This is a genomic window from Brevundimonas sp. M1A4_2e (assembly GCF_053345555.1).
This window is the reverse complement of the sequence record NZ_JBKFAI010000001.1, coordinates 795245-818465: the sequence shown is the minus strand read 5'-3', so window position 1 is coordinate 818465 and position 23221 is coordinate 795245. Positions and strand designations below refer to the sequence as shown.

The following is a 23221-nucleotide window of genomic DNA, read 5'->3' as shown; positions in this document are numbered from 1 at the left end:
GAATGACGGCTTCCATGACGCGTTATGCGGGTCCGATCAGCCAGGCGGCAGTCCATGCGCATGCCCTGGTCGCCAACGGCTTCGCTGAGGATCAGGCCCTGGCCGAGGTGCTGGACCGGTATCCTGCGGATCTGTTCGACATCAACCTGTACGACTACGACGACGAAGGGCAGGTCAGCCTGAGGACGGGCGCGCGCGGGCGGCTGAACGGCGCCGAACTGCTGGAGGCGACCCAGCAGGGCCGGCTATGGGTCAATATGCGCGACGTCGAGCGCGGCTGGCCCGAGTTGTGGCAGGCGACGATGGCCGAGTTCGACCGCATCATGGGCGAGGCCTATCCGGGTCTTAAGGCGGTCAGCCGCAATGGTCAGCTGATCCTGTCGTCGCCGAAGGCTCGGGTGCCATATCACTTCGACGCGTCCGGGGTGATCCTGTTCCACATGCGCGGCCGCAAGCGGCTGTTCGTCTTCCCGGGCGATGAGGCGCATCTGCCGGAGCGCAGCATGGAGCAGGTGATCGCACGGCAGACGACCGAGGAAATCCCCTATGTCCGCGCCTTTGAACAGGACGCTCAGGCGATCGACCTGGAGCCTGGTCAAGCGCTGACCTGGCCCTTCTTCGCGCCGCATCGGGTGGAGAATCTGGACCGGTTCTGCGTCTCCCTGTCGGTCGACTTCCAGACCTGGAGTTCGCGACTGAGACGAGGGGCCCTCTACACCAACGCCGTGGTGCGCAGCCGGGGAGGGGCGCCCCGCTCGACCGACCAGATGGGAACGCCTGAACTGGCCGCGCGCTGGGCGGCGTCGGTGTTGCTGAAGAAGACCGGCGCCCTGAAGAGCCGTCTGGAGAACTTCGAGCGTGACTTCGTGCCCCAGGCGGGCGCCGTGGACGGCGCCGGGCGACTGAACGCCGAGGCGGCTGGAGGCCAAGGTTAAAAGGGGTTCATGACCTCGATTTAAACTGACTTTGCGACGTAGGGCCCCCAGTCTCGCCTGGCCACAGAGACAGGGAGAGCTCGCTGATGAAACCCGCCGCTATCGCCGCCGCCTTGGGATCCGCCCTGGCCGCATCCGCCGTTCTGGCGGCTCCGGCGCTCGCCGCTGAAGTGACCATCCGCAATGCGGTGGCGCGTGTGATCGTCATTCCGGAAGACCGCGCGGATGTCGGGGTGGAGATCACCCAGGGCGCAGCCGATCTGCCGGAACTGCGCATCGAACGTCGCGGCGATCAGGTGCGGATCGACGGCGGCCTGGGCCGCGCGCGCGGCATGGGCGGCGGGCTTATCGGATCCTGCAACAATAGCCGGGCCGACGCTCGCCAGCCTGGCGACGGCGCCACGGTCGAGGTGCGGGGCAAGGGGCGGATCCGGATGGAGGATGCCCCGATGATCGTCCTGCGCACGCCGCGCGACGTGGACGTCAACGGGGGAGGGGCTGTGTTCGGCTCCATCGGGCGCGGCGCCCGCTCGGTCGACCTTGGCTCTGGCGGCTGCGGATCGTGGACGGTGGCCAATGTCGAGGGCGACGTGGACCTGTCGGTCGGCGGATCGGGCAGCATCCGTGCGGGGACCTCCCGCAATCTGGAAGCGTCGGTCGGCGGCTCCGGCTCGGTCTTTGCCGGGGCGACAGGCAGGCTGGAGGCCAATGTCGGCGGCTCAGGCAGTATTGAAGTGGCCCGGGTGGATGGGGAAACCGAAATCGCCATCGGCGGTTCGGGCGGCGTGCGGGTGCGAGCGGGACGCGCTCCGTCGCTCAAGGTGTCGATCGGCGGTTCGGGCGATGTCCGCTTCGAGGGAACGGCCGGCGATGTCTCAGCGGCCATCGCCGGGTCGGGCGATGTCCGGGTGGCCGAGGCGACCGGCCGCGTGTCGCGCTCGATCGTCGGATCAGGAGACCTGCGTATCGGCCGCTGACGCCGCGAAAGGTTTCTGAAGGAAAAGGCCCGGGAGCGTGGAACCCTCCGGGCCTTTTTCATGTCTGCAGTCGGGCATGAGCCAAACAAAAACCCCGGCGGATCGCTCCGCCGGGGTTTCGTCATTCCAGGCGGCCCTTGCGGACCGCGTAGACGTCTTAGTAGCCGAACAGGGCGGCGACGCCGTTGTGCGTGCGGCCCAGGTTGGCGCCGGCTTGGTCGCGGGCTTGCAGACCGCCGCCGAAGCTGTAGCGCATGCCGATCTTGAAGACGTTGGCGTCGACGTCCAGGTCCGAGGACTTGACGTAGTCGTAGCCGCCGAAGACCGAGTACGGCGAGTTGGCGAACTGATACTCAGCAGCCACGCCGGCCGACCAGGCGTCCACGTCGCCAGCGCCGATGAAGATGTTGTCGGCGTCGACGTTGGTGTAGGCGGCGCCGCCGCTCAGGCGCAGTTGCGGCGTGGCGTAGAAGGCGGCGTCGCCGGCCACGGTCCAGATGTCGGCGTCAGCCGCCGTGCCGTACGAGACGACGCCCGTCAGGGTGGCGCGGTCCAGGTACTTCTGGCCTTCCAGGCCGAAGGTGTTCAGCGTGGTCGCGCCCAGTTCCGAAGCGCCGTAGAAGCCGCCGAAGCGCATGTCTTCGATCTTCTTCGACAGGTGGACGGCGCCGGCCAGGGTGGTTTCGTCGCCAGCGTCCTTGACGTCGGTGTAGGCGGCTTCGGCGTTGAAGGTCACGGTCCAGTCGCCGAACACCGACGAAGCGACGGTGCCGTCGATGACGCCGCGGTTCACGTCCGTGCCGTCCACGTCGGCGTAGTTATAGGCGATGCCGGCCGAGCCGATGGCGTCTTGAGCGAAGGCGGGAGCGGCGATCAGGGTCGCGGCGGCGACCGAAGCGAGAAAGACGGTTTTCATTTTTTTGTCCTTATGTACTGCCGCCAGGAAGCTGAGCCGCCCGGCGATGAGCAAGACATAGGTCGCAGTTTGGCGCTTTGCCGTAACAAACATGTCGTGGCGCTGTCACACTGGGGGCGATGTTGCCCAAAAGTGACGCATTGAGGCATAACTGCGTCAGTATACGGCGATCATTGCGGCGGCGCCTTTCCGGGGCGTTCATATGGCCGCTTTCCGGCCGCAGTCCCTAACGATCAGCCCGCGTTATGTTGCGGCGCACCGTTTCAGGGGCCGCGCGGGCGGTGAGTCGCAAACCCTGACGGGACGGGGATTTCCACGCTTGACGGAAACGGAATCGGAGGGCATAAGCGCCCCTCTTGTTGGACCGGCTGTGCACTTTCGGGTGCAGACGCGGTTCGCAGGAACGACCTAAGTTACTGTTCTTTGCAGCTTCTTGGGAACTTACGGCCTTCGCGGGGGACTGCGTGGGCCGCTCGTTTTTGCGGATTTGCGTTTCCTGGGGACGAGTTTTCGTCTCGGGGCTTCGGTCTTTGAAATGGTTCACAGGGACGCGGCTCCGGCCGCATGGGAATAACAACCGATATGGATCAAAGCATCCGCATCAGGCTCAAGGCCTTCGATCATCGCGTCCTCGACTTTTCGACGCGCGAAATCGTCAACACCGCCAAGCGCACGGGCGCGACCGTTCGCGGTCCGATCCCGCTGCCGACCCTGATCGAAAAGTTCACCGTGAACCGCTCGCCGCACGTCGACAAGAAGTCGCGCGAGCAGTTTGAAATCCGCACGCACAAACGCGTGCTCGACATTGTCGACCCCACCCCGCAGACCGTGGACGCGCTCATGAAGCTCGACCTGTCCGCCGGCGTGGACGTCGAGATCAAGATCTAAGAAAGAAAGAGGCGGGATCCGACATGCGCACGGGCGTGATCGCCAAGAAGCTGGGGATGACCCGCGTGTTCGCCGATGACGGCGCACACGTTCCGGTCACTGTACTCCAGCTCGACGGCTGCCAAGTCGTCGGCCAACGTACCAAGGAGCGCGACGGTTACGTCGCCCTTCAGCTGGGCGCTGGCGTTAAGAAGGCCAAGAACACGGCCAAGGCTCAACGCGAAGTTTTCGCGAAGGCCGAGGTTGAGCCGAAGGCCTATGTGACCGAGTTCCGCGTGGGCGAAGACGCCCTGCTGGACGTGGGCGCCGAACTGTCGGCCGACCACTTCCTCGCGGGTCAGAAGGTCGACATCCAGGGCCATACCATTGGTAAGGGCTTTGCCGGCGCTATGAAGCGCTGGAACTTCGGCGGTCTGCGTGCTTCGCACGGCGTGTCGATTTCGCACCGCTCGCACGGTTCGACCGGCCAGCGTCAGGATCCGGGTCGCGTCTTCAAGGGTAAGAAGATGGCCGGTCACCTGGGCCAGGAAGTCGTCACCACCCAGAACCTGACCGTCGTCCGCGTGGACGCCGAGCGTGGCCTAATCATGATCAAGGGCGCTGTCCCCGGTCACGACGGCGCTTACGTCAAGGTCAGCGACGCCATCAAGAAGGCCCGCCCTGCGGACGCTCCGTTCCCGGGCGCCGTCAAGTCGGCTGCTGCTCAACCCGCTTCGACGCCGGCTGAACAAGCTCCGGCCGTGGAAGCGACCGAAGGCGGTGAAGCGTAATGAAACTCTCGGTCATCAAACTCGACGGCAAGGCTGCTGGCGACGTTGAGCTGTCGGACGCCGTCTTCGGCATCTCCGACATCCGCGGCGACCTGCTGGCCCGTTACGTCAACTGGCAGCTGGCCAAGCGCCGCGCCGGCACCCACAAGGTTCAAACCCGCAACGAGAACTCTCGTACGGGCAAGAAGATGTACAAGCAGAAGGGCACGGGCGGCGCCCGTCACGGCTCGCGTCGTGCGCCCCAGTTCGTCGGCGGTTCGCCGGCGTTCGGCCCGGTCGTTCGCGACCACGGCTTCTCGCTGCCGAAAAAGGTCCGCGCCCTGGCGCTGAAGCACGCCCTGTCGTCCAAGGTTAAGGCCGGCGACCTAGTCGTCGTCGACAGCGTTTCGGTCAAGGAGCCCAAGACGGCTTCCCTGCGCGAAACCTTCGGCAAGCTGGGCTGGACCAAGGCTCTGATCATCGCGGGTCCGGAAGTCGACGCTAACTTCGGCCTGGCCGCGCGCAACATCCCGCACATCGACGTGCTGCCGAACGCCGGCCTGAACGTCTATGACATCCTGCGGGCGGACAAACTGGTGCTGACCAAGGCCGCCGTTGAGGCGATCGAGGCCCGCTTCGCTGAGAAGGAAGCCGCATAATGGCCGCCGCTCAACCCACCGCCAAGCACTACGACACCATCCTGGCTCCGGTGATCACCGAGAAGGCCACGATCCTGTCGGAGCAGAACAAGGTCGTGTTCCGCGTCGCCGGCACGGCGACCAAGGACGAGATCGCCGCTGCGGTCGAAAGCCTGTTCAAAGTCAACGTCCTCAAGGTCAACACCCTGGTTCAAAAGGGCAAGACCAAGCGCTTCCGGGGCATCCTCGGTCGCCGCGTGGACATCAAGAAAGCGATCGTGACGCTGGCCGATGGTCAGTCGATCGACGTCACGACGGGGCTCTAAGACCATGGCTCTGAAGCATTACAATCCGACGTCGCCGGGCCGCCGCGCCCTGGTGCTGGTCGACCGCTCCGAGCTGCACAAAGGCCGCCCGGAGAAGTCGCTGACCGAGGGCCTGACCAAGTCGGGCGGCCGTGGTCAGGGCGGTCGCATCGCTGTCCGCTTCCGCGGCGGCGGCGCCAAGAAGCTGTACCGCAAGATCGACTTCAAGCGTCGCAAGTTCGACGTGGTCGGCACGGTCGAGCGTCTGGAGTACGACCCGAACCGCACGGCGTTCATCGCTCTGGTGAACTACGCCGACGGCGAGAAGACCTACATCATCGCGCCTCAGCGCCTGCACGCCGGCGACACCATCGTCGCGGGTGAAAAGGTCGACGTGAAGCCGGGCAACGCCATGCCCCTGCGTTCGATGCCGGTCGGCACCATCATCCACAACGTGGAGATGAAGCCGGGCAAGGGCGCTCAGCTGGCCCGTTCGGCCGGCGCCTACGCCCAACTGGTCGGTCGCGACCAGGGCTACGCCCAGATCCGTCTCGGCTCGGGCGAACTGCGCATGGTTCTGGACTCGTGCCTGGCCGTGGTCGGCGCGGTGTCGAACCCCGAGCACATGAACCAGAACCTGGGCAAGGCTGGTCGCAAGCGTCACATGGGCTGGCGTCCGCACGTCCGCGGCGTCGCCATGAACCCGATCGACCACCCGCATGGTGGTGGTGAAGGCCGGACCTCTGGTGGTCGTACCCCGGTTACGCCGTGGGGCAAGGACACCAAGGGCACCCGCACCCGCAAGAACAAGGCTACGGATAAGTTCATCATCCGTACTCGCCACGTGAAGAAGGCTCGCTAAGAATGGCCCGCTCCTCCTGGAAAGGCCCGTTTGTCGACGGGTATCTGCTCAAGAAGGCCGACGCCGCTCAATCGTCGGGCCGCAAGGACGTGATCAAGACCTGGTCGCGCCGCTCCACCATCCTGCCGCAGTTCGTCGGTCTGACGTTCGGCGTCCACAACGGCCAGAAGCATGTGCCGGTGTCGGTCTCCGAAGAAATGGTCGGCATGAAGTTCGGCGAGTTCGCCCCGACCCGGAACTTCCCGGGCCACGCGGCGGACAAGAAGGCCAAGAGGAAGTAATCCATGGCCCAGACCAAGAACCCCCGTCGCGTTGCTGCGACCGAGGCCCGCGCCAAGCTGGTCAACGTCCGTATCAGCCCGCAGAAGCTGAACCTGGTGGCCCAATCGATCCGCGGCCTGCCGGTGCAGAAGGCTCTCAACGAGCTGGAATTCAGCCGCAAGCGCATCGCCGGCGACGTCCGCAAGGTCCTGTACTCGGCCGTCTCGAACGCCGAGAACAACCACAACCTCGACATCGACAACCTGGTCGTCGCCGAGGCCTTCGTGGGCAAGAACCTGGTGATGAAGCGTTTCGCGAGCCGTGCTCGCGGCCGCTCGTCGCGCATCCTGAAACCGTTCAGCGAAATCACCATCGTGGTTCGCGAAGCAGGTGAGGCCGCCTGATGGGTCAGAAAATCAATCCGATCGGTCTGCGCCTCGGCGTGAACCGCACGTGGGACAGCCGCTGGTTCGCCGGCGGCGCCGACTACGCCAAACTGCTCCATCAGGACCTGAAGCTGCGCACGTGGCTGAAGGAACGCCTGTCGGCCGCCGGCGTGTCGCGCATCATCATCGAGCGTCCGCACAAGAAGTGCCGCGTGACGATCTACGCCGCCCGTCCGGGTGTCGTGATCGGCAAGAAGGGCGCTGACATCGAGAAGCTGCGCAAGGACATCGCCGCTCGCACTGAAGGCGAAGTTCACCTGAACATCGTCGAGGTCCGCAAGCCGGAAACCGACGCTCAGCTGATCGCCGAGAACATCGCTCAGCAGCTGGAGCGCCGTATCGCGTTCCGCCGCGCCATGAAGCGTTCGATGCAGTCGGCCATGCGCCTGGGCGCCAAGGGCGTCCGCATCAACGTCTCGGGCCGTCTGGGCGGCGCCGAAATCGCTCGGATGGAGTGGTACCGCGAAGGTCGCGTGCCGCTGCATACCCTGCGCGCCGACATCGACTATGGCTTCTATGAAGCCAAGACGACCTACGGCATCATTGGCGTGAAGGTCTGGGTGTTTAAGGGTGAAGTGCTCGAGCACGACCCGATGGCTCAGGACAAGCGCTGGGCCCAGGAAGCCTCGGGTCCGTCGTCCAACGAAGGCCGTGGCGGCCCCCGCGGTGATCGCGGTCCTCGCCGTGGTCGTGAGGGCTGATAGGCCATGTTGCAACCGAAAAAGACCAAGTACCGCAAGGCCTTCAAGGGCCGCATCCACGGCTCGTCCAAGGGTGGTTTCTCGCTGAACTTCGGCTCCTACGGTCTGAAGGCCGTCGAGCCGGAGCGCATCACGGCGCGTCAGATCGAAGCGGCTCGCCGCGCGATCACCCGTCAGATGAAGCGTCAGGGCCGCGTCTGGATCCGTATCTTCCCCGACGTGCCGGTCTCCGGCAAGCCGGCCGAAGTGCGGATGGGTAAGGGCAAGGGCGCGGTGGACCATTGGGCCGCTCGCGTGGCCCCGGGCCGCATCATGTTCGAAATCGACGGCGTGCCGGACGACGTGGCTCGTGAAGCGCTGCGCCTCGGCGCCGCCAAGCTGCCGATCCGCACCAAGGTGGTCACCCGCCTGGACGCCGGCATCGTTACGGAGCAAGCCGCCTAATGACCAAGATCGCCGATCTCCGGTCGCAAACCGTCGACCAACTGTCCGACGAGCTGCTGAAGCTCAAGAAGGAACAGTTCAACCTGCGCTTCCAGGCCGCCACCGGCCAGATGGAAAAGACCCACCGGGTCTCGGAAGTGCGCAAGGACATCGCTCGCATCTCGACGCTTCTGCGCGAGAAGCGTGCGGCCTCGTAAGGAAACACCGATGCCCAAACGCATTCTTGAAGGCGTGGTCGTCTCCGACAAGGGCGACAAGACCGTCGTCGTGAAGGTCGAGCGCACCCTGCTGCACCCGCTGCTCCGCAAGACGGTTCGTAAGTCCAAGAACTACCACGCTCACGATGAGGCGAACGCTCTCAAAGTCGGCGATATCGCGCGCATTATCGAATGCGCCCCCAAGTCCAAGTTGAAGCGCTGGGAAATCATTTCCCCGTCTTCGGCTTCGTAAGAAGAAGGATCGGATCCCATGATCCAGATGCAAACTAACCTGGAGGTCGCCGATAACTCGGGCGCTCGCCGGGTCATGTGCATCAAGGTGCTCGGCGGTTCTAAGCGCCGTTACGCCTCGATCGGCGACACCATCGTCGCCTCGGTGAAGGAAGCGATTCCGCGCGGCCGCGTGAAGAAGGGCGACGTCGTTCGCGCCATCGTCGTGCGCACCGCGAAGGACATCCAACGCAAGGACGGCTCTGTCATTCGTTTCGACAAGTCGGCCGCCGTCATCGTCAACAAGCAGAACGAGCCTGTCGGCACCCGTATCTTCGGCCCGGTTCCGCGCGAGCTGCGCGCCAAGAACCACATGAAGATCATCTCGCTGGCTCCGGAGGTCCTGTAACCATGGCCGCGAAGATCAAGAAGGGCGACAACGTCGTCGTCCTCACCGGCAAGGACAAGGGCCGCACCGGCCAGGTGATCCGGGTCCTGCCGACCGAGAACCGCGTCGTCGTGCAAGGCGTCAACATGGTCCAGCGCCACACGCGCCCGACCCAGGCTGACCCGCAAGGCGGCATCAAGCACAAGGAAGCCTCGCTTCACCTGTCGAACGTCGCGATCGTCGACGGCAACGGCAAGGCGACCCGCGTGGGCTTCAAGGTCGAGGGGGACAAGAAGGTCCGCTTCGCCAAGTCGACGGGAGACGTCATCTGATGGCCGACACCAAGTACATGCCGCGTCTCAAGACCGAATATCAGGACCGCATCCGCGGCGCCCTGAAGGAAAAGTTCGGCTACACGAACGAGATGCAGATCCCCAAGCTGGACAAGATCGTCCTGAACATGGGCATCGGTGAAGCCGTCGCTGACTCCAAGAAGGCCACTGCGGCCCTCAAGGACCTGACGGCCATCGCCGGTCAGAAGGCCGTGCCGACCAAGGCTCGTAACTCCATCGCCGGCTTCAAGCTGCGCGAAGGCATGATCATCGGCGGCAAGGTCACCCTGCGTGGCGCCCAGATGTACGAGTTCCTGGACCGGTTCATCACGATCGCCCTGCCGCGCGTGAAGGACTTCCGTGGCCTGAAGGGCACCTCGTTCGACGGTCGCGGCAACTACGCCACGGGTCTGAAGGAGCACATCGTGTTCCCGGAGATCAACTACGACCAGATCGATCAGATGTGGGGCATGGACATCATCGTCTGCACCACGGCCAAGACCGATGAGGAAGCCAAGGCTCTCCTCACCGAGTTCAAGTTCCCGTTCGTGAACTGAGCGGGAAGGGAAGAGAACAATGGCTAAGAAAAGCGCCGTAAACCGCAACGAAGCCGTCAAGGCCCTGGTTGCGAAGTATGCCGCGAAGCGGGACGCCCTGAAGGCTATCGCCAACGACGAGAGCCTGCCGCTTGAGGAGCGTTTCGATGCGCGCCTGAAGCTGGCGGCTCTGCCGCGCAACTCGGCTCCGAGCCGCATTCGCAACCGTTGCGAAGTGACGGGTCGTCCGCGGGCTTACTACCGCAAGCTCAAGATGAGCCGTGTGGCCCTGCGCGAGCTGGGCAACATGGGTCAGATCCCCGGCTTGACGAAGTCGAGCTGGTAAGGGGAGCGAACAGACATGATGATCAACGATCCCCTGAGCGACATGATCGCTCGCATCAAGAACGCGGCCACCCGCAAGCGTTCGACGGTGCTCACCCCGGCTTCCCGCCTGCGCCAGCGCGTCCTGGACGTGCTGCAGGACGAGGGCTACATCCGCGGCTATTCGCTGGTTCAGAACCCCGGCGAGTTCCCGCAGTTCGAGATTGAGCTGAAGTACTTCGACGGCCAGCCGGTGATCGCCGAGATCGCCCGCGTGTCGAAGCCCGGCCGTCGCGTCTATTCGGCCATCGGCGATCTGAAGCCGGTCAAGAACGGCCTCGGCATCTCGATCCTTTCGACTTCGAAGGGCGTCATGTCTGACGCCGCCGCGCGCGACGCTAACGTCGGCGGCGAAGTCCTGTGCAGGGTCTACTGATATGTCTCGTATCGGCAAGAAAACCATCGCTGTGCCGAAGGGCGTGACTGTCACGCTCAACGGCCAGGACATCACCGTGAAGGGTCCCAAGGGCGAACGCTCCTGGACCGTCGCCGAAGAGATCGAAGTCAAGCAGGAAGGCGACGAACTGTCGCTGACCCCGCGTTCGGACACGCAGCGCGCCAAGGCCATGTGGGGCCTGTCGCGCACCCTGGTCGCCAACATGGTGACCGGCGTGACCGACGGTTTCGAGAAGACCCTGGAACTGGTCGGCGTCGGTTACCGCGCCGCCCTGAAGGGCAAGGATCTCTCGCTGCAGCTCGGCTTCTCGCACGACGTCGACATCGCTCCGCCGGAAGGCGTCACCTTCGCTGTGCCGAAGCAGACCGAGATCAAGATCTCGGGCGCCGACAAGCAGGTCGTTGGTGAAATCGCCGCCGTCATCCGCAAGATGCGTCCGCCGGAGCCGTATAAGGGCAAGGGCGTGCGCTACCAGGGCGAATTCGTCCGGCGCAAGGAAGGCAAGAAGAAGTAAGTCATGGCTCTCTCTCTTCAACAACAAGCCAAGCGCCGCGCCGAGCGCACTCGCCGTCGCCTGAAGGCTGTCGCCAACGGTCGCCTGCGCCTGTCGGTTCACCGTTCGGACAAGAACATCTCGGCCCAGATCATCGACGACGCCCAGGGCGTCACGGTGGCTGCCGCCTCGTCGCTGGAAGGCGGCAAGGGGTCCAAGGGTTCGGACGTCGCAGCCGCTGCCATGATCGGCAAGCTGATCGCCGAGCGCGCCATCGAGAAGGGCGTCACCGACGTCGTCTTCGACCGTGGCGGCTACATCTATCACGGCCGGGTCAAGGCGTTGGCGGAAGCCGCGCGCGAAGCCGGCCTGAACTTCTAAGGGAACGGCAAGCATGGCTCGTGAACCCCAACGCGGCGGCGGCGACCGCAACCGTCGCGACAACCGCAACGCTCCCGTTGATGGTCCGGATTCGGATATCGTCGAGAAGCTGGTGCACATCAACCGCGTGGCCGCGACCGTCAAAGGCGGCCGCCGGTTCTCGTTCGCGGCCCTGATGGTCGTCGGCGACGGCAAAGGCCGCGTCGGCTTCGGTCATGGCAAGGCGCGCGAAGTGCCGGAAGCCATCCGCAAGGCGACCGAAGAAGCCAAGAAGACCATGATCAAGGTTCCGCTGCGCGAGAACCGCACCCTGCACCACGACGGCAACGGCCGTTGGGGCGCCGGCAAGATCATGATGCGTGCGGCGCCTCCGGGCACCGGCGTCATCGCGGGCGGTCCGATGCGTGCAGTCCTCGAAACCCTCGGCGTCCAGGACGTCGTGGGCAAGTCGACCGGCTCGTCGAACCCGTACAACATGATCCGCGCCACCTTCGAAGCTCTGAAGGTCCAGTCGTCGCCGCGCCAGATCGCCTCCAAGCGGGGCAAGAAGGTGTCCGACCTGATGGGCCGCCGCAATGACGGCGCTTCGGCGCCGGAAGCCGTGGAGGGCTGATAGATGGCCAAGACCGAGAACAAGACTGTGACCGTCCGTCAGGTCGGCAGCCCGATCCGCCGCAAGGGCGATCAGCGCGCCACCCTGGTGGGCCTGGGTCTCAACCAGATCGGCCGTGAGTCGACCCTGGAAGACACCCCCTCCGTCCGTGGGATGATCGCCAAGGTCGCCCACATGGTGGAAGTGGTCGAGAAATAAGACGCTTCGCCCTCTCCCGTTCGCGGGGGAGGGCGTTTCGCTTTATGAAGAAGCATCTTGCGATGCAGACGCGGGTCGCTTAATCAGCGGCCCTTCAATTTATCCAACGCCGAGTCAGGACCGCCTGGCGGACCTGGCGCTAGAACCCGAAAGGATCAGGCAATGAAACTGAACGAAATCCGCGACAACGAGGGCGCAACCAAGAAGCGCATGCGCGTCGGCCGTGGCCCGGGCTCGGGCAAGGGCAAGACCGCCGGTCGCGGCGTCAAGGGTCAGAACTCGCGTTCGGGCGGCGGCAAGGTCGGCTTCGAAGGCGGCCAGATGCCGCTGTACATGCGTATGCCCAAGCGCGGCTTCAACGTGCCGAACGCCCCCAAGCTGGCTGAAGTCAACCTGTGGCGCCTGCAAGAAGCCATCGACGGCGGCAAGCTGGACGCCAAGGCCGAGATCAACGGCGCGGCCCTGGTCGCCGCCGGCGTGATCCGTCGCGTCAAGGACGGCGTGCGCGTCCTGGGCGAAGGCGAACTGAAGGCCAAGCTGAACCTGGTGGTCTGGTCGGCCTCGGCCGGCGCGATCAAGGCGGTGGAAGCCGCCGGCGGTTCGGTCAAGCAAGAGCGCATCGAGGCTGAAGCCAAGGCCGCCGCCCGTCTCGAGAAGCGCAACGCCGCTCGCGGCAAGGCCCCGGCGCCGAAGGCTCCGCTGGGCGACGCCAACAAGGTCTCGGCTCGCGCCAAGCGCGCCGCGGCCAAGGCCTAAAATCCGATATCGTCATCCGTCGGGGGCGCGGCTCGCTGCGCCTCCGCCGGGAACGTCCGGACAGGGATGACGATTTTCCGAAAGCGGCCCTCGCAAGAGCGCCGCTTTCCGCCTATCTGAGCACGGGCATGACTATGGTGACCGTGTGGGGAGCGCCTGATGGCTTCGGCCGCTGAACAACTTGCTGCCAATATGAACATCGGCTCGTTCGCGAAAGCGACCGAGCTGCACAAGCGCCTGCTGTTCACGCTGGGCGCGCTGCTGGTCTATCGGATCGGCACCTATGTTCCGATCCCTGGGATCAATGGCGAGGCCTTCCTGGCCTTCTTCCAGAATCCGGATGGCCAGCGCGGCATCCTGGACATGTTCAACATGTTCTCGGGCGGCGCCGTCGAGCGCATGGCCGTGTTCGCGCTGAACGTGATGCCCTACATCTCGGCGTCGATCATCGTCCAGCTGATGGGCGCGGTGTATCCGCCGTGGGAGAAGCTGAAGAAGGAAGGCGGCGAGTCGGGCCGCAAGCAACTGAACCAGTACACCCGCTATCTGACGGTGTTCCTGGCCCTGGCCCAGTCTTTCGGCATCGCGGTGGGCCTCAACGCCCAGCCCGGCCTGATCGACCAGCCCGGCCTGTTCTTCATCATTTCGACGGTCACGGTCCTGACCGGCGGCACCATGTTCCTGATGTGGCTGGGCGAGCAGGTGACGGCGCGCGGCGTCGGCAACGGCATCTCCCTGATCATCTTCGCGGGCATCGTGGCGGTTCTGCCGTCGACGGTGGCGCGGATGCTGGGCCTGGCCCAGCAGGGCCAGATGTCGGCTTTCACCCTGTTCTTCATCGCCATCATGGCGGTGGCGGTCATCGTCTTCATCGTCTTCATGGAACGCGCCCAGCGCCGCCTTCTGATCCAGTATCCGAAGCGCCAGGAAGGCAACCGCATGACCGGCGGCGAGCGCAGCTTCCTGCCGTTGAAGGTCAACACCGCAGGCGTGATCCCGGCCATCTTCGCCTCGTCGCTGCTGATGCTGCCGACGACGGTGGCTCAGTTCACGGCGAACGCGAACCTGCCTGAGTGGATGAGCTGGCTGCCCCTGGTGACAGCGCAGCTGACGCACGGCAAGCCCGTCTTCATGGTGCTGTACGCCGCCCTGATCATCTTCTTCTGCTTCTTCTACACCTCGATCACGTTCAACCCCGAGGACACGGCCGAGAACCTGCGCAAGTACGGCGGCTTCCTGCCGGGGATCCGTCCGGGCAAGCGCACGGCTGAGTATCTGGACTATGTGCTGACCCGCCTGACGGTGATCGGCGCCGGCTATATCACCGCCGTCTGCCTGCTGCCGGAGTTCATGATCAGCAGCCTGGGCAACGCCGTGTATTTTGGCGGAACGTCTATCTTGATCGTGGTCTCGGTGACGATGGACACTGTCGCCCAGATCCAGTCGCACCTGCTGGCTCACCAGTATGAGGGCCTGATCAAGAAGGCCAAGTTGCGCGGTCGTGGTCGGGGCGGTTCCGCTCCTGCCCGTCGCTGATCGGGTAGGGGGCCCGAAGACATAATGAACCTGATCCTGTTCGGGCCGCCTGCGGCCGGCAAGGGCACCCAGGCCAAGCGGCTGGTCGAGGGGCGGGGCATGGTCCAGCTCTCGACCGGCGACATGCTGCGTGCGGCGATCGCTTCCGGCTCCGAACTGGGGCTGAAGGTTAAGGACGTGCTGGCGCGCGGCGACCTCGTCACCGACGAGATCGTCATCGCTCTGATCGAAGCCCGTCTGCCGGAGGCTGAGGCCGCCGGCGGGGCCATCTTCGACGGCTTCCCCCGCACGGTGGCTCAGGCCGAGGCCCTGGACGCCATGCTGGCCAAGCGCGGCGCCCAGATCGACAGCGTCATCCGCTTGAAGGTGGACGACGCCGCCCTGACCGACCGGATCGGCAAGCGGTTCGCCGAACAGGGCCGGGCCGACGACAATCCCGAGACCTTCAAGGACCGGCTGGCCGTCTACAACCGTCAGACCGCGCCGCTGCTTCCCTACTATGAAGGCCAGGGCAAGCTGACCGAGGTGGACGGCATGGGCGACATCGCCGCCGTGGCCGCCGCCATCGACGCGGCGCTGGACGCCTGATCGGGCGCGCGATCTGATCTCCTCGACTTCTGAAGCGTTAGCGTTCGGAAGCCTGTGCGGGAGAGACGGTTGCGACCGGAACGAATGAAACAATGGCGCTGGGGCGCGGCGGGGCTGGTGGCTCTGCTGCACCTCGGCGCCTTTGTGCTTTTGGGCGTAGGGCGGCCCGAGACGACCTTGGACGCGCCGCCGCCGCTGATCATTGTCGATCTGCTTCCCTTTGAGCGCCCTGAGCCGCCTCCGCCTCCGCCTGCAGAGCCGGCCGTGACGCAAGGGGGCGGAGCGCCCGCCGCCGCCTCAAGCGTGCGTCCCGCGCGACCGCGTCCGGCGCCGCCTCCGCCCGAAGTCGTCGCGCCCCCGCGTCCCGCTCCCGAACAGCCGCTGGTCGTCGGCGCGGCGCCCGAGCCCGGCCCGACACCGGGTCAAGGTCAGGGCGGGCAGGGGACGGGCAGCGGCGGCGGCAGCGGGTCCGGCGTCGGCCCAGGCGAGGGTGAGGGCCCGCCGCGCATCATTCGCGGCCCGACGGTTGGCGAACTGCGGGGCCTGCACCCGCGCGACGCCTTCCGCCAGCGCCGGGGAGGGCGGGCGACGCTGGCCTGCCGGGTTCGTCTGGACACCACTTTGAGCGACTGCCGCCTGGTGGACGAAACGCCCCCGGGAATGGGATTCGGCCAGGCGGCCCTTGCGGCCTCCCGATATTTCCGCTTTCGTCCTCCGACGCAGAACGGAGCGCCGATTGATGGTCGAGAGGTCCGGGTGGGGGTCGAATGGCCCTGAACCATCCTGCTCACGGCGCTTGCCCGTTGACGCATCGGGAATCCCCTGTATAAGGGCGGCCTTCCGCGAAGGGCGTACACGCTCCTGGTCTGTTGACCGGAGCGGTTTCTGCGTCTGATTAACGCGTACTTGGAGAATTTCGTGGCCCGTATCGCAGGCGTCAACATTCCGACCAACAAGCGCGTTGAAATCGCGCTTCAGTACATCCACGGCATTGGCGCGCACAACGCCAAGGAGATCACGGCCAAGATCGGCATCGAGCCGGCTCGCCGCGTGAACCAGCTGACCGACGCGGAGATCCTGCAGATCCGCGAAACCATCGATCGCGACTTCACCGTCGAAGGCGACCTGCGCCGCGAGACGTCGATGAACATCAAGCGTCTGATGGATCTGGCCTGCTACCGCGGCCTGCGTCACCGCAAGGGCCTGCCGGTCCGCGGCCAGCGCACTCACACCAACGCTCGCACCCGCAAGGGTCCGGCCAAGCCGATCGCCGGCAAGAAGAAGTAAGAGAGAGGCCTGACGGATGGCTAAGGAACCGGGTCGCGTTAAGCGCCGCGAACGCAAGAACATCACCTCGGGCGTCGCCCACGTGAACGCTTCGTTCAACAACACCATGGTGACCATCACCGACGCTCAAGGGAACGCGATTTCCTGGTCGTCGGCTGGCCACATGGGCTTCAAGGGCTCGCGCAAGTCGACGCCGTACGCCGCTCAGATGGCTGCGGAAGACGCCGGCAAGAAGGCCGCCGAGCACGGCGTCAAGACGCTGGAAGTGAACGTCTCGGGTCCGGGTTCAGGCCGTGAGTCGGCCCTGCGCGCCCTGCAGGCCGTCGGCATGACGATCACGACGATCCGCGACGTGACGCCGATGCCGCACAACGGCTGCCGTCCGCCGAAGCGCCGTCGCGTCTAAGGTTCACGCCGCCTACCCCTTCTCCCGGCGGCTCCTGTTGTTCTGAACGTGAGGACACGGAGCCGTCGAAACCCGTTCGAGGGACTTTATGATCGAAAGAAACTGGCAAGAGCTGATCCGTCCCGAGAAACCGCAAGTCGAGGGCGGGTCTGACCCGCAGCACAAGGCGCGTCTGATCGCCGAACCTCTCGAGCGCGGTTTCGGTGTGACGCTCGGCAACGCGCTTCGTCGCGTTCTGCTGTCTTCGCTTCAAGGCGCGGCGGTCACGGCCATTCAGATCGACGGCGTTGTTCACGAGTTCTCGTCGCTGGAAGGCGTTCGCGAGGATGTCGTCGACATCGTTCTGAACATCAAGCAACTGGCCCTGCGCATGCACGCTGAGGGTCCGAAGCGGATGACGCTGCGCGCCACGGGCCCCGGCCCGGTGACCGCGGCTCAGATCGAGCTGCCGGCCGACATCGAGGTGCTGAACCCGGATCACGTGATCTGCACCCTGGATGACGGCGCCTCGGTCCGCATGGAACTGACGGTCCAGAACGGCAAGGGCTACGTCGCCGCCGAACTGAACCGCCCGGAAGACGCTCCGATCGGCCTGATCGCCGTCGACGCCCTGTATTCGCCGGTGAAGCGCGTAGCCTATCGCGTCGAGCCGACCCGTCAGGGCCAGTCGCTGGACTACGACAAGCTGATCTTGGAAGTTGAAACCAACGGCGCCGTCTCGCCGGTTGACGCCGTGGCCTACGCCGCGCGCATCCTGCAAGACCAGCTGCAGATCTTCATCACCTTCGATGAGCCGACCAAGGCTGTCGAGCAGTCGGACGGCAAGCCCGAGCTGCCCTTCAACCCGGCCCTGCTGAAGAAGGTGGACGAGCTGGAGCTGTCGGTCCGTTCGGCCAACTGCCTGAAGAACGACAACATCGTCTACATCGGCGACCTGATCCAGAAGACCGAGGGCGAAATGCTTCGCACCCCGAACTTCGGCCGCAAGTCGCTGAACGAGATCAAGGAAGTTCTGGCGTCCATGAGCCTGAGCCTCGGCATGGATGTGCCGAATTGGCCGCCGGAAAACATCGAAGATCTGGCCAAGAAGTTCGACGACCAGATCTGATCATTAACCCTCCGCCCAGGTCCCGCGTGGATCGGTTGGGGCGGTTAGAATGAGAGGCCCCAGGTCTCGTCCGAAAAGTAGGGACGAGAAACCAGGGTCGAGTAGGAGAGACCCCGATGCGCCACGGCGCCGCCTATCGCAAGCTCGGCCGCACGGCCAGCCACCGCCAGGCCATGTTCGCCAACATGGCCGCCTCGTTGATCAAGCACGAGCAGATCACGACGACTCTGCCCAAGGCGAAGGAACTGCGTCCCTTCGTCGAGAAGCTGGTCACCCTGGCCAAGAAGGGCGACCTGCACGCTCGTCGTCAGGCCATCAGCGCCGTTCGCGACGTGCCGCAAGTCGGCAAGCTGTTCGAGACCCTGGCTCCTCGTTACGCCGAGCGTAACGGCGGCTACATCCGCATCATGAAGGCGGGCTTCCGTCACGGCGACAACGCCGCCATGGCGGTGATCGAGTTCGTCGATCGCGACGTCGCGGCCAAGGGCCTGGACTCCGGTCCGGTCTTCGCCGTCGAGGGCGACGACGAGGCCTGATTTCAGACTTCACTGCTGAAATGCCGAAAGGGCGGCCGGAGCAATCCGGTCGCCCTTTCTTTTTGCCTCCGCCGTGGCTCGGCTGTGGGTAATCGCCGTCGCCGCCTTTTTCAGGCTGAGGGTAAATTGCGTCCGGGTCGCGAAGACGCCAAGCTGTCGCCAAGCCTCGCAGAAGGCTGAGAGTGAACGCATCAGGAGATTCCATGACCCGTCCGCCCGCCGTGCTCGCGGCCAGCCTGGCCATTCTGGCCCTGTCATCCGTCAGCGCCCTGGCGCTCGACGCCGCTTCCGCGCCGACGGGGGTCGTCTCGCAGGCGGCGCCCGCGCGGGGCCTGACCACGCCGCTGGAGGCCTTTGGCCACGAGGTCGGCGCCGACTATCGCCTGATCACCTACAGCCAGTTCGAACGCTATCTGCAGACACTGGCCGGGCAGTCGGACCGGATGAAGCTGCTGGAGATCGGCAAATCGTCCGAGGGGCGGACGCAATATCTGTCGGTCGTTTCCTCGCCGCAGAACCTGGCGAACATCGACCGCTATCAGGAGATCGCGCGCCGGCTGGCCAAGGCCGAGGGCGTCAGCGAAGCCGAGGCTCGCGCCCTGGCCGCCGAGGGCAAGGCCGTGGTCTGGATCGACGGCGGTCTGCACTCCACAGAAACCGTGCCGCCCCAGGCCCTGATCGCCGCCCTCTATGAATGGCTGACCGCCGAGGACGCCGAGGCCAGGCGCATCCTGGACGACGTGGTCATCCTGTTCGCGCCGCTGAACCCGGACGGATGGGAGCTGGTCTCGACCTGGTATATGCGCAACGAGGACCCGCTGAAGCGCGAGTACGCTTCTATTCCTCGCCTGTATCAGAAGTACGTCGGTCACGATAACAACCGCGACTACTATTTGTCCGCGATGACCGAGACGACCAATGTCAATCGGCAGTTCTTCCGCGAGTGGTTCCCGCAGATCATCTATAACCATCACCAGACGGCGCCAGCGGGGACCGTGGTGTTCATGCCGCCGTTCCGGGACCCGTTCAACTACAACTACGACCCGCTGGTCATGAGCACCCTGTCCGAGGTCGGGGCCGCCATGCACAGCCGCCTGATCGAGGAGGGCAAGCCCGGCTCGACCATGCGCAGCGGGGCGAACTATTCGACGTGGAACAACGGGATGGAGCGCTCCGTCACCTATTTCCACAACGCCGTGGGCCTGCTGACCGAGATCACCGGCCATCCGACGCCCAGTCAGATCAGCCTGATCCCGGACAACCAGCTTCCGCGCAACGACCTGCCCCTGCCGGTCGCGCCCCAGACCTGGCGTTTCGCTCAGTCGATTGAATACTCGCAGTCGATCAACCGGGCGGTGCTGAACTACGCCTCGCGCAATAAGGACAGGGTGCTGTTCAACATCTGGCGCATGGGCCAGAACGCCATCGACAAGGGCAACACCGACACCTGGCGGGTCACGCCCTCGGCGATCGACGCCCTGAACGCAGCGGCCGGCGAGAACGCTCGCCGGGTCGATCCGGCGCTGTATGAGAGCGTGTTGCGCGACCCGGCCCGGCGCGATCCGCGCGGCTATGTCATCCCGGCGGACCAGGCCGACCTGCCCACGGCCGTCGCCTTCCTGAACAGCCTGATCAAGACCGGCGTGGACGTGGAACGGGCGACGCGCGCCTTCACCATCGGGGCTAAGACCTATCCGGCCGGGTCCTATGTGGTGAAGACGGCCCAGGCCTACCGCCCGCACGTGCTGGACATGTTCGAGCCGCAGGACCACCCGCACGACCTGCAGTATCCGGGCGGCCCGCCCAAACTTCCCTACGACGCGACCGGCTACACCCTGGCGATGCAGATGGGCGTGCAGTTCGACCGCATCCTGGACGGCTTCGAGGCGCCGACCGAGCGCGTCGCCGACGTCATGGCCCCGCCGCCGGGCAAGATCGAGGGCAATGGCCGCGCAGGCTGGTTGATCGATCATGCGCCGATCAACGGCTACGTCCTGACCAACCGCCTTCTGGCGGCGGGCGTGCCGGTTTTCTGGCAGGAAGGCGAGACCCGCGCGGGTCGCCAGACCCTCGCGCCCGGCGCTCTCTGGATTCCGGCCGATGACAAAGCTCGCCCGATCGTCGAGGCGGCGGTGCGCGACCTCGGCCTGAACGCCCACGCCGTCGCCCGCGCGCCGGGCGGAGAGCGCATCGCACTGAAGCCGGTGCGCGTGGGCTTGGTCGACCGCTACGGCGGCTCGATGGCCTCGGGCTGGACCCAGTGGATGCTGGAGCAGTTCGAATATCCGTTCGAGGTCATCTATCCCCAGCGCCTCGATGCAGGCGACCTGAACAAGGACTTCGATGTTCTGGTCTTCGCCTCGGACATGATCCCGGCCGACCTCTCCGCCGCCGCCCAGCGCGAACAGCCGGAGCCGGACAGCATTCCCGCAGAGTATCGCGGCTGGCTGGGCCACATCACGGCCGAGAAGACGGTTCCCCAGATCGACGCCTTCGCGCGGGCGGGCGGCAGCGTCGTCACAATCGGCTCGGCCCACCGACTGGCCGCCGCCATGGGGGCGCCGGTGCAGGACGTGCTGACGGGACCAGACGGCAAGCCCGTGGCGTCGACCGACTTCTTCATTCCCGGCGCGGTGATGCAGACCGAGGTCGACAACAGCCGTCCGCTCACCTTTGGGGCGCCGTCGCGGATGAACGTCTTCTTCAACCGAAATGCGGGCTTCCGTCCTGCGGGCGAAGGGGCGTCGATGGTGCGCTATCCGCAACAGGTCGAGGTCTCCAGCGGCTGGGCGATCGGGGCGGACAAACTGTCGGGCGCCGATGCGGTGCTGGACCTGGAGCACGGCGAAGGCCGCGTGATCGTTCTGGGTCCCGACGTGGTGAACCGAGCGCAGGCTCGAGCTTCCTCGCGCCTGCTGTTCAACGCTCTGTTTTACGGACCGGCCGTGACGGGCGCTGACGACTAAGCTTGCGCACAGATGCAAATGAAAAGGCCGCCCGATTCGCTCGGGCGGCCTTTTTGTTCGTTGCAAGCTGTCGGTTCAGCTTTCCGTGTCGTCGCCTTGCGCTGCTTTCGCTACCCGCTTGCGACCGTAGATGAAGTAGACGCCCAGGCCGACTACGTTCCAGATCACGAACCAGATCTGCGTATTCTGCGGCAGGCTGGCCAACAGATACAGGCAGCCGGCGATGGCGATGGGGCCGACGATCCAGCCCAGCGGCGTGCGGAAGCCGCGCGCCATGTCCGGCGCGCGACGACGCAGGATCAACATGCACAGGGCCACGGCGCTGAACGCCACAAGAGTGCCGGCGTTGGCCAGGGCGACGATTTCGTCCAGCGGGAAGAACAGGGCGATGGTCCCCACCACGCAGGCGGTGAACACGGTGATGCGCACCGGGGCGCCGCCCTTGGACACGCGGGCGAGACCGCGCGGCAGCAGGCCGTCGCGCGCCATGACGAAGAAGATGCGGCTCTGGCCGTAGAAGAAGGCTAAGATCACCGTGGGCAGGGTCAGGACCGCCGTGACCGCCAGGAAATGAGCGGCGCCGGGCTGGCTGATCTCGCGCAGGATCAGGGCCAGCGGCTCGGGGCTGTTGGCGAAGCGGGTGAAGGGCGTCGCGCCGAGGGCGACCGTGGCGATGATGGTGTAGATCGCCGCGCAGACCAGCATAGAGCCGACGATGCCGATGGCCAGGTCGCGCTTGGGATTGCGCGTCTCCTCGGCCGCCGTGGCGATGGCGTCGAAGCCGTAGAAGGCCGAGAAGATGATGGCCGCGGCCGCCATCACGCCGCGCTCGACGCCGTCCGGGCCCATGTGACGGGCGAAGCCATAGGGGCTGAAGGGCTCCAGGTTGGCGGCGTTGAAGTGGGGCAGGGCGAACCAGACGAACAGGGCCAGGGCCGACAGCTTCACCGCCACCAGGATCAGGTTGAGCGTGGCGCTTTTCTTGGCGCCCGTCAGCAAAAGGGCGCCGACGGCGATGATGATGAACAGGGCGGGGATGTTGGCGATTCCGCCCGCGTGCGGCCCCTGCATCAGAGCTATGGGCAGGCCCAGCCAGTCACGCAGCAGGGGCGCCGCATAGCCCGACCAACTGACGGCCACGGCGCTGACCACCAGGCTGTATTCCAGGATCAGGCTCCAGCCGATGACCCACCCCGCCATCTGGCCCAGCACCACCCGCGAATAGGTATAGGCGCTGCCCGAAGCCGTCACCGTGCTGGCCATCTCGGCGTAGCACATGGCGGCGCAGGCGCAGACGAAGCCGGCGATCAGGAACGACAGCAGGACGGCGGGGCCCGCCTTGTCCGCGCCGATGCCGATCAGGGTCAGGATGCCGGTGCCGACGATGGCGCCCACGCCCATCGCCACCAGATGCGGCCAGCTGAGGTTGCGCGCCAGGCTCGTGGCGCCGGGCTCTGCGCCAAGGCTTGAGGTGGGGCGCGGTTGCGCGTCTGGGCCGCCCATCGGTGGCTCCTGTCTGGGGGAGGTCATAAAGCTCGCCGGTTTGCGGCGGATGGCCGGGCAATACAAGGGCCATGGGCCTATCGGCCGACAGGCGGCTCTGATTTCTGTTCCGATATCGGAATTTTCGTCACGGTTTCTCAGTTGAAACGGCACGAAACCGAGGCTGATCCGTCACCGCCTCGCGCAAGCTTCCGCCCCGCTTTTCGCTATCCCTCGCCGCCAGGCAGGAGGGGCGTCGACGTCATCGTCGGCAAAGACCGTCT

At 65.4% G+C, this 23221-nt stretch carries 34 protein-coding genes; 31 read left to right on the top strand and 3 right to left on the bottom strand.

Features of this window, described 5'->3' with window-relative positions:
• The first annotated feature begins 2 nt into the window (after window positions 1–2).
• Both ACLBV5_RS03895 and ACLBV5_RS03890 read left to right on the top strand, forming a co-directional pair.
• On the top strand, window positions 3–935 hold the full coding sequence (locus tag ACLBV5_RS03895; protein WP_447604854.1) for a cupin-like domain-containing protein: 933 nt from the start codon (window positions 3–5) through the stop codon (window positions 933–935).
• A gap of 86 nt (window positions 936–1021) precedes the next feature.
• On the top strand, window positions 1022–1912 hold the full coding sequence (locus tag ACLBV5_RS03890; RefSeq protein ID WP_447604853.1) for a GIN domain-containing protein: 891 nt from the start codon (window positions 1022–1024) through the stop codon (window positions 1910–1912).
• A 157-nt stretch (window positions 1913–2069) separates the two neighbouring features.
• On the opposite strand, the gene ACLBV5_RS03885 is transcribed toward ACLBV5_RS03890, so the two are convergent.
• Window positions 2070–2828, bottom strand: a complete 759-nt coding sequence (locus ACLBV5_RS03885; RefSeq protein ID WP_134580346.1) for an outer membrane protein — start codon at window positions 2826–2828, stop codon at window positions 2070–2072.
• A gap of 582 nt (window positions 2829–3410) precedes the next feature.
• On the opposite strand from ACLBV5_RS03885, the gene rpsJ reads away from it, so the two are divergent.
• From rpsJ to rplQ, 28 genes are all read left to right on the top strand, one after another.
• The gene (gene rpsJ / locus ACLBV5_RS03880) at window positions 3411–3716 is read left to right on the top strand and encodes a 30S ribosomal protein S10 (RefSeq protein WP_003164367.1); all 306 of its coding nucleotides are present in this window, start codon (window positions 3411–3413) and stop codon (window positions 3714–3716) included.
• Between the two features lie 23 nt (window positions 3717–3739).
• Window positions 3740–4486: a 50S ribosomal protein L3 gene (rplC, locus tag ACLBV5_RS03875; RefSeq protein WP_025978157.1), complete on the top strand. Its 747-nt coding sequence runs from the start codon at window positions 3740–3742 to the stop codon at window positions 4484–4486.
• On the top strand, window positions 4486–5124 hold the full coding sequence (gene rplD, locus ACLBV5_RS03870) for a 50S ribosomal protein L4 (protein WP_025978156.1): 639 nt from the start codon (window positions 4486–4488) through the stop codon (window positions 5122–5124). The genes rplC and rplD overlap by 1 nt, the downstream gene beginning before the upstream one ends.
• Window positions 5124–5429, top strand: coding sequence for a 50S ribosomal protein L23 (locus ACLBV5_RS03865; RefSeq protein WP_003170030.1), 306 nt, complete (start codon window positions 5124–5126; stop codon window positions 5427–5429). The genes rplD and ACLBV5_RS03865 overlap by 1 nt, the downstream gene beginning before the upstream one ends.
• A 4-nt stretch (window positions 5430–5433) precedes the next feature.
• Entirely contained in the window at window positions 5434–6270 is an 837-nt protein-coding gene (gene rplB / locus ACLBV5_RS03860) for a 50S ribosomal protein L2 (RefSeq protein WP_025978155.1), read from the top strand.
• Window positions 6271–6272: 2 nt separating this feature from the next.
• Window positions 6273–6551, top strand: a complete 279-nt coding sequence (rpsS, locus tag ACLBV5_RS03855) for a 30S ribosomal protein S19 (protein ID WP_003164372.1) — start codon at window positions 6273–6275, stop codon at window positions 6549–6551.
• Window positions 6552–6554: 3 nt separating this feature from the next.
• Window positions 6555–6935: a 50S ribosomal protein L22 gene (gene rplV / locus ACLBV5_RS03850; protein WP_003170028.1), complete on the top strand. Its 381-nt coding sequence runs from the start codon at window positions 6555–6557 to the stop codon at window positions 6933–6935.
• Complete coding sequence (gene rpsC / locus ACLBV5_RS03845; RefSeq protein ID WP_025978154.1) at window positions 6935–7678, top strand: 30S ribosomal protein S3; 744 nt, start codon at window positions 6935–6937, stop codon at window positions 7676–7678. Before rplV ends, rpsC begins: the two co-directional genes overlap by 1 nt.
• 6 nt (window positions 7679–7684) lie before the next feature.
• Complete coding sequence (gene rplP, locus ACLBV5_RS03840) at window positions 7685–8122, top strand: 50S ribosomal protein L16 (RefSeq protein WP_003164375.1); 438 nt, start codon at window positions 7685–7687, stop codon at window positions 8120–8122.
• Window positions 8122–8319 carry a 50S ribosomal protein L29 gene (gene rpmC / locus ACLBV5_RS03835; RefSeq protein WP_003164376.1) on the top strand — a complete coding sequence of 66 codons (198 nt, stop codon included), beginning with the start codon at window positions 8122–8124 and terminating at the stop codon, window positions 8317–8319. The genes rplP and rpmC overlap by 1 nt, the downstream gene beginning before the upstream one ends.
• Window positions 8320–8329: 10 nt before the next feature.
• Window positions 8330–8572: a 30S ribosomal protein S17 gene (rpsQ, locus tag ACLBV5_RS03830; protein ID WP_003164377.1), complete on the top strand. Its 243-nt coding sequence runs from the start codon at window positions 8330–8332 to the stop codon at window positions 8570–8572.
• An 18-nt stretch (window positions 8573–8590) separates the two neighbouring features.
• Window positions 8591–8959 carry a 50S ribosomal protein L14 gene (gene rplN, locus ACLBV5_RS03825; protein ID WP_003164378.1) on the top strand — a complete coding sequence of 123 codons (369 nt, stop codon included), beginning with the start codon at window positions 8591–8593 and terminating at the stop codon, window positions 8957–8959.
• A 2-nt stretch (window positions 8960–8961) separates the two neighbouring features.
• On the top strand, window positions 8962–9270 hold the full coding sequence (gene rplX / locus ACLBV5_RS03820; protein ID WP_025978153.1) for a 50S ribosomal protein L24: 309 nt from the start codon (window positions 8962–8964) through the stop codon (window positions 9268–9270).
• Window positions 9270–9827, top strand: coding sequence for a 50S ribosomal protein L5 (rplE, locus tag ACLBV5_RS03815; RefSeq protein ID WP_025978152.1), 558 nt, complete (start codon window positions 9270–9272; stop codon window positions 9825–9827). Before rplX ends, rplE begins: the two co-directional genes overlap by 1 nt.
• A gap of 19 nt (window positions 9828–9846) precedes the next feature.
• Window positions 9847–10152 carry a 30S ribosomal protein S14 gene (gene rpsN, locus ACLBV5_RS03810; protein WP_003170022.1) on the top strand — a complete coding sequence of 102 codons (306 nt, stop codon included), beginning with the start codon at window positions 9847–9849 and terminating at the stop codon, window positions 10150–10152.
• Between the two features lie 15 nt (window positions 10153–10167).
• Window positions 10168–10566 carry a 30S ribosomal protein S8 gene (gene rpsH / locus ACLBV5_RS03805; protein WP_025978151.1) on the top strand — a complete coding sequence of 133 codons (399 nt, stop codon included), beginning with the start codon at window positions 10168–10170 and terminating at the stop codon, window positions 10564–10566.
• A 1-nt stretch (window position 10567) separates the two neighbouring features.
• Complete coding sequence (gene rplF, locus ACLBV5_RS03800; RefSeq protein ID WP_024353168.1) at window positions 10568–11101, top strand: 50S ribosomal protein L6; 534 nt, start codon at window positions 10568–10570, stop codon at window positions 11099–11101.
• A gap of 3 nt (window positions 11102–11104) precedes the next feature.
• Complete coding sequence (gene rplR / locus ACLBV5_RS03795; protein WP_025978150.1) at window positions 11105–11461, top strand: 50S ribosomal protein L18; 357 nt, start codon at window positions 11105–11107, stop codon at window positions 11459–11461.
• A 13-nt stretch (window positions 11462–11474) separates the two neighbouring features.
• A complete protein-coding gene (gene rpsE, locus ACLBV5_RS03790) occupies window positions 11475–12074 on the top strand; it encodes a 30S ribosomal protein S5 (RefSeq protein ID WP_024353167.1) in 600 nt (199 codons plus the stop codon).
• 3 nt (window positions 12075–12077) lie between these two features.
• Window positions 12078–12272 (top strand): 50S ribosomal protein L30, encoded by a 195-nt coding sequence (gene rpmD / locus ACLBV5_RS03785; protein ID WP_025978149.1) that lies wholly within the window; start codon window positions 12078–12080, stop codon window positions 12270–12272.
• Window positions 12273–12434: 162 nt separating this feature from the next.
• Complete coding sequence (gene rplO / locus ACLBV5_RS03780) at window positions 12435–13028, top strand: 50S ribosomal protein L15 (protein ID WP_025978148.1); 594 nt, start codon at window positions 12435–12437, stop codon at window positions 13026–13028.
• A 159-nt stretch (window positions 13029–13187) separates the two neighbouring features.
• Window positions 13188–14564: a preprotein translocase subunit SecY gene (gene secY / locus ACLBV5_RS03775; RefSeq protein WP_025978147.1), complete on the top strand. Its 1377-nt coding sequence runs from the start codon at window positions 13188–13190 to the stop codon at window positions 14562–14564.
• Between the two features lie 24 nt (window positions 14565–14588).
• The gene (locus ACLBV5_RS03770) at window positions 14589–15152 is read left to right on the top strand and encodes an adenylate kinase (protein ID WP_227157328.1); all 564 of its coding nucleotides are present in this window, start codon (window positions 14589–14591) and stop codon (window positions 15150–15152) included.
• 84 nt (window positions 15153–15236) lie between these two features.
• The gene (locus ACLBV5_RS03765) at window positions 15237–15929 is read left to right on the top strand and encodes an energy transducer TonB (RefSeq protein ID WP_392353093.1); all 693 of its coding nucleotides are present in this window, start codon (window positions 15237–15239) and stop codon (window positions 15927–15929) included.
• A 141-nt stretch (window positions 15930–16070) separates the two neighbouring features.
• The gene (gene rpsM, locus ACLBV5_RS03760; RefSeq protein ID WP_025978145.1) at window positions 16071–16439 is read left to right on the top strand and encodes a 30S ribosomal protein S13; all 369 of its coding nucleotides are present in this window, start codon (window positions 16071–16073) and stop codon (window positions 16437–16439) included.
• Window positions 16440–16455: 16 nt separating this feature from the next.
• On the top strand, window positions 16456–16845 hold the full coding sequence (gene rpsK / locus ACLBV5_RS03755; RefSeq protein ID WP_003164390.1) for a 30S ribosomal protein S11: 390 nt from the start codon (window positions 16456–16458) through the stop codon (window positions 16843–16845).
• 88 nt (window positions 16846–16933) lie between these two features.
• Window positions 16934–17953 (top strand): DNA-directed RNA polymerase subunit alpha, encoded by a 1020-nt coding sequence (locus tag ACLBV5_RS03750; protein WP_024353160.1) that lies wholly within the window; start codon window positions 16934–16936, stop codon window positions 17951–17953.
• Between the two features lie 116 nt (window positions 17954–18069).
• Complete coding sequence (gene rplQ, locus ACLBV5_RS03745) at window positions 18070–18489, top strand: 50S ribosomal protein L17 (RefSeq protein WP_447604852.1); 420 nt, start codon at window positions 18070–18072, stop codon at window positions 18487–18489.
• 9 nt (window positions 18490–18498) lie between these two features.
• Here rplQ and ACLBV5_RS03740 read toward each other — a convergent pair whose 3' ends face one another.
• Window positions 18499–18681, bottom strand: coding sequence for a hypothetical protein (locus ACLBV5_RS03740; RefSeq protein WP_167349646.1), 183 nt, complete (start codon window positions 18679–18681; stop codon window positions 18499–18501).
• A gap of 11 nt (window positions 18682–18692) precedes the next feature.
• Here ACLBV5_RS03740 and ACLBV5_RS03735 point away from each other — a divergent pair, with 11 nt between their 5' ends.
• Window positions 18693–21455 carry a M14 family metallopeptidase gene (locus ACLBV5_RS03735; protein ID WP_447604851.1) on the top strand — a complete coding sequence of 921 codons (2763 nt, stop codon included), beginning with the start codon at window positions 18693–18695 and terminating at the stop codon, window positions 21453–21455.
• 75 nt (window positions 21456–21530) lie between these two features.
• Here ACLBV5_RS03735 and ACLBV5_RS03730 read toward each other — a convergent pair whose 3' ends face one another.
• Window positions 21531–22958 carry an amino acid permease gene (locus ACLBV5_RS03730; RefSeq protein WP_278070754.1) on the bottom strand — a complete coding sequence of 476 codons (1428 nt, stop codon included), beginning with the start codon at window positions 22956–22958 and terminating at the stop codon, window positions 21531–21533.
• Window positions 22959–23221 lie beyond the last annotated feature (263 nt).

Bases quoted from the DNA above. Each gene is read 5' to 3' on its own strand.
- rpsN (WP_003170022.1), top strand. From the start codon at position 9,847: ATGGCTAAGAAAAGCGCCGTAAACCGCAACGAAGCCGTCAAGGCCCTG.
- rplB (WP_025978155.1), top strand. From the start codon at position 5,434: ATGGCTCTGAAGCATTACAATCCGACGTCGCCGGGCCGCCGCGCCCTG.
- rplF (WP_024353168.1), top strand. From the start codon at position 10,568: ATGTCTCGTATCGGCAAGAAAACCATCGCTGTGCCGAAGGGCGTGACT.
- rplE (WP_025978152.1), top strand. From the start codon at position 9,270: ATGGCCGACACCAAGTACATGCCGCGTCTCAAGACCGAATATCAGGAC.
- ACLBV5_RS03895 (WP_447604854.1), top strand. From the start codon at position 3: ATGACGGCTTCCATGACGCGTTATGCGGGTCCGATCAGCCAGGCGGCA.
- secY (WP_025978147.1), top strand. From the start codon at position 13,188: ATGGCTTCGGCCGCTGAACAACTTGCTGCCAATATGAACATCGGCTCG.
- rplO (WP_025978148.1), top strand. From the start codon at position 12,435: ATGAAACTGAACGAAATCCGCGACAACGAGGGCGCAACCAAGAAGCGC.
- rpsC (WP_025978154.1), top strand. From the start codon at position 6,935: ATGGGTCAGAAAATCAATCCGATCGGTCTGCGCCTCGGCGTGAACCGC.
- rpmC (WP_003164376.1), top strand. From the start codon at position 8,122: ATGACCAAGATCGCCGATCTCCGGTCGCAAACCGTCGACCAACTGTCC.
- rplX (WP_025978153.1), top strand. From the start codon at position 8,962: ATGGCCGCGAAGATCAAGAAGGGCGACAACGTCGTCGTCCTCACCGGC.
- ACLBV5_RS03750 (WP_024353160.1), top strand. From the start codon at position 16,934: ATGATCGAAAGAAACTGGCAAGAGCTGATCCGTCCCGAGAAACCGCAA.
- rpsJ (WP_003164367.1), top strand. From the start codon at position 3,411: ATGGATCAAAGCATCCGCATCAGGCTCAAGGCCTTCGATCATCGCGTC.
- rplN (WP_003164378.1), top strand. From the start codon at position 8,591: ATGATCCAGATGCAAACTAACCTGGAGGTCGCCGATAACTCGGGCGCT.
- ACLBV5_RS03730 (WP_278070754.1), bottom strand. From the start codon at position 22,958: ATGGGCGGCCCAGACGCGCAACCGCGCCCCACCTCAAGCCTTGGCGCA.
- ACLBV5_RS03890 (WP_447604853.1), top strand. From the start codon at position 1,022: ATGAAACCCGCCGCTATCGCCGCCGCCTTGGGATCCGCCCTGGCCGCA.
- rpsH (WP_025978151.1), top strand. From the start codon at position 10,168: ATGATGATCAACGATCCCCTGAGCGACATGATCGCTCGCATCAAGAAC.
- rplD (WP_025978156.1), top strand. From the start codon at position 4,486: ATGAAACTCTCGGTCATCAAACTCGACGGCAAGGCTGCTGGCGACGTT.
- ACLBV5_RS03740 (WP_167349646.1), bottom strand. From the start codon at position 18,681: ATGCGTTCACTCTCAGCCTTCTGCGAGGCTTGGCGACAGCTTGGCGTC.
- rpmD (WP_025978149.1), top strand. From the start codon at position 12,078: ATGGCCAAGACCGAGAACAAGACTGTGACCGTCCGTCAGGTCGGCAGC.
- rplC (WP_025978157.1), top strand. From the start codon at position 3,740: ATGCGCACGGGCGTGATCGCCAAGAAGCTGGGGATGACCCGCGTGTTC.
- rplR (WP_025978150.1), top strand. From the start codon at position 11,105: ATGGCTCTCTCTCTTCAACAACAAGCCAAGCGCCGCGCCGAGCGCACT.
- rplP (WP_003164375.1), top strand. From the start codon at position 7,685: ATGTTGCAACCGAAAAAGACCAAGTACCGCAAGGCCTTCAAGGGCCGC.
- rpsQ (WP_003164377.1), top strand. From the start codon at position 8,330: ATGCCCAAACGCATTCTTGAAGGCGTGGTCGTCTCCGACAAGGGCGAC.
- rplQ (WP_447604852.1), top strand. From the start codon at position 18,070: ATGCGCCACGGCGCCGCCTATCGCAAGCTCGGCCGCACGGCCAGCCAC.
- ACLBV5_RS03885 (WP_134580346.1), bottom strand. From the start codon at position 2,828: ATGAAAACCGTCTTTCTCGCTTCGGTCGCCGCCGCGACCCTGATCGCC.
- ACLBV5_RS03865 (WP_003170030.1), top strand. From the start codon at position 5,124: ATGGCCGCCGCTCAACCCACCGCCAAGCACTACGACACCATCCTGGCT.
- rpsE (WP_024353167.1), top strand. From the start codon at position 11,475: ATGGCTCGTGAACCCCAACGCGGCGGCGGCGACCGCAACCGTCGCGAC.
- ACLBV5_RS03770 (WP_227157328.1), top strand. From the start codon at position 14,589: ATGAACCTGATCCTGTTCGGGCCGCCTGCGGCCGGCAAGGGCACCCAG.
- rpsK (WP_003164390.1), top strand. From the start codon at position 16,456: ATGGCTAAGGAACCGGGTCGCGTTAAGCGCCGCGAACGCAAGAACATC.
- ACLBV5_RS03765 (WP_392353093.1), top strand. From the start codon at position 15,237: ATGAAACAATGGCGCTGGGGCGCGGCGGGGCTGGTGGCTCTGCTGCAC.
- ACLBV5_RS03735 (WP_447604851.1), top strand. From the start codon at position 18,693: ATGACCCGTCCGCCCGCCGTGCTCGCGGCCAGCCTGGCCATTCTGGCC.
- rpsS (WP_003164372.1), top strand. From the start codon at position 6,273: ATGGCCCGCTCCTCCTGGAAAGGCCCGTTTGTCGACGGGTATCTGCTC.
- rplV (WP_003170028.1), top strand. From the start codon at position 6,555: ATGGCCCAGACCAAGAACCCCCGTCGCGTTGCTGCGACCGAGGCCCGC.